Origin of the sequence: Clostridium polynesiense, from assembly GCF_000820705.1 — a bacterium.
Taxonomy (GTDB): Bacteria; Bacillota; Clostridia; order Clostridiales; family Clostridiaceae; genus Clostridium_AA; species Clostridium_AA polynesiense.
Genome location: NZ_CCXI01000148.1, coordinates 1 through 2,490, shown reverse-complemented (window position 1 = coordinate 2,490; position 2,490 = coordinate 1). Strand labels below are relative to the sequence as shown.

General features: G+C 37.8%; 3 protein-coding genes and 1 pseudogene. All 4 read right to left on the bottom strand.

Annotation, left to right across the window (positions count from 1 at the left end):
- Window positions 1–1,146 (bottom strand): PTS ascorbate transporter subunit IIC (locus tag TA89_RS16115; RefSeq protein WP_040214817.1); only part of this gene is annotated, 1,146 nt, incomplete at its 3' end.
- 11 nt (window positions 1,147–1,157) lie between these two features.
- A pseudogene (locus tag TA89_RS19220) lies at window positions 1,158–1,438 on the bottom strand (PTS sugar transporter subunit IIB).
- 12 nt (window positions 1,439–1,450) lie between these two features.
- Window positions 1,451–1,903: a PTS sugar transporter subunit IIA gene (locus tag TA89_RS16105; RefSeq protein ID WP_040214815.1), complete on the bottom strand. Its 453-nt coding sequence runs from the start codon at window positions 1,901–1,903 to the stop codon at window positions 1,451–1,453.
- Window positions 1,904–1,926: 23 nt separating this feature from the next.
- The coding region (locus TA89_RS16100; protein WP_040214813.1) for a transaldolase at window positions 1,927–2,490 on the bottom strand (564 nt) is incomplete at its 5' end.

Here is a 2,490-nt window from a genome sequence, read left to right as displayed (position 1 = left end):
AAAGCTTAAAAGTAATCCGTTAACAAAAGCTCCGATAGTTGCTCCTCTTTTTCCTCCTGTAGCATTACCGTAAATACCTGCTGTAGCACCACAGAAGAAGTGAGGTACAAGTCCTGGTATTATAAGCACTCCGCCTAGGGCACCTAAGAGTATCATACCGATTATTCCTCCTACGAAGGAGCTTATAAATCCTATAACCACTGCAGTTGGAGCATAAGTGAAGAATACAGCACAGTCAACTGCAGGAATAGCATTTGGTATAATTTTTGTTGCAATTCCCTGGAATGCAGGAATAAGATCTCCAAGTATCATTCTAACACCGTTATAAACTATAGTTACACCTACTGCAAATTTTAATGCGCTCATTATGGCAAATAGTATTGGCTGTGTGCCTCCGGATAATTCAGATACAAAAGCAGGACCTGCTGCTATTGCTGCCACCAGATAAAATACCATCATAGTAATAGCTGTAGATATAGTAGTATCTCTTAAGAATCCCCACTTTTCAGGAATCTCCATGTTTTCAGTACTGTCTTCAGGTTTTCCTACCTTTCCGCCTACCCAGGAGGAAATATAATAAGCTAAGCTACCAAAGTGACCCATAGCTATTTCATCGCCATCAGTAACCTTTAAAGTATATCTTTGGCCGATAGCTGGAGAAATTGCACTCCATGCTCCAAGGATGAATCCGCCTATTAAAATAAGCTGAGTTCCCTTCATTCCTGAAGTTCCAAGAACTGCTGAAAGCAAGCATGCCATAAAGAAGCTGTGGTGTCCTGTTAAGAAAATGTATTTATATTTTGTAAATCTCGCAATTATAATATTAACTAAAAGTCCTACTACAAGAATGGACATAGTTTCTACTCCAAGAATCTTTTGAGCAACAGAAACTATAGCTTCATTATTTGGTACTACACCGCTTATATTAAAGCCGTGCTCTATCATTTTTCCCAGTGCATCCAGATTTGCTACTATGAAGTCAGCGCCGGCACCTAACATGATATAACCTAAAATAGGTTTAAGTGTACCGGTTAAAATTTTGTGACCAGGCTTTCTGAGAGCTACTAATCCCACTAAAGCCATAAGTCCCATAAGAAGTGCTGGTTCTCTTAAAACGTCACGTAAAAATTCCAGTATTGCTACCATTTTACTACCCCCTATTTAACTTCTTCATATTTCTTTTTTATGATTTCTAAAACATCTTCAGTGATTTTTTTCTTATTTACATAACTTCTTACTACAGCTATATCTAATCCTTCAAACTGGCTGGCTAGTTCCTTAACTGTAACTATAAGGTCTGCCTTCTTGCCTTGAGCAGAATTGAAATCCGTAGACTCTACTGAGGCATAATTCCGTTTTCTTTACATATTTCTTCTATTTTCATAGCAAGCATTAAGCTGCTTCCTATACCGTTTCCGCACACAGTTAATATTTTCATCTTCTACCTCTCCTATCTATATTCTTTATTTTTTACATACTGCAAAATACTTTCGCTGCTTTCTGCTTTTCTTGCAAGCTCAAGAAAATCTTCATCCTCTATTATCTGCATGAACTCTGATAAAAGCTTTATATGAGAAGTGTTATCCACAGCACAAAATAGTATAACTATATCTACAGGATCATATTCCTCATTACCAAAAGCCACCGGTGTTTCCAAGGTTAAAAGACTCATACCTATTTCCTTAGCACCGCATTCAGGTCTTGCACGAGGCATTGCTATTCCTGGGGCAATAACTATATATGGGCCTACTTTGTTTACTGTTTCAATCATTGCTTCTATATATCTGTGTTCTATTTTTCCGTCTTCCTCCAGGAGTTTACCTCCTGCCTTTACCGCTTCCTGCCAATCCTTTACTTTGACTTTTACTTCAACTGTTTTTTCATTTAATAAACTTTTAAGCATATTGTTTTCGCCCCCTTAATGGCCTAAAGTACAGAAAAACCTAAGCTGGATGCATCCTTAAAGAATCCTCTTACAGTTTCTAAAGAATATTCCTCCAGGTCTTTTCCAAGGTTACCAAGCTTTCCTAATAAGTCATTTGGTACTGTGACGATTTCACAGCCGCATTTATCTGCTTCTATTATGTTATATACTTCTCTGCAGCTTGCCCATAGAAGCTGAGCTCCCTGAACCTTTTTGCAGATTTCACTGGATTTTTTCATTATATCCGTCGGATCTGCTCCTGTATCAGCTATTCTTCCTGCAAAGACAGAAATGATGTTCTCGACGCCGGGCTTCAATGCATCTACAACTTCCTGAACCTGCTTTACTGTAAATATAGCTGTTATATTGAGATGATATCCTTCTTGAGAAAGCTTTTTAATAAGAGGAACTGTAGACTCTCCTTTAGTGTTTGTTACAGGAATTTTAATGAATACATTGTCTCCCAGGCTTCCTAAAACTCTAGCTTCTTTCTCCATAGTTTCAAGGTCATCGGAGAAAACCTCAAAAGATATAGACATGTCTGGTATTTTAGCTAAAACTTCTTT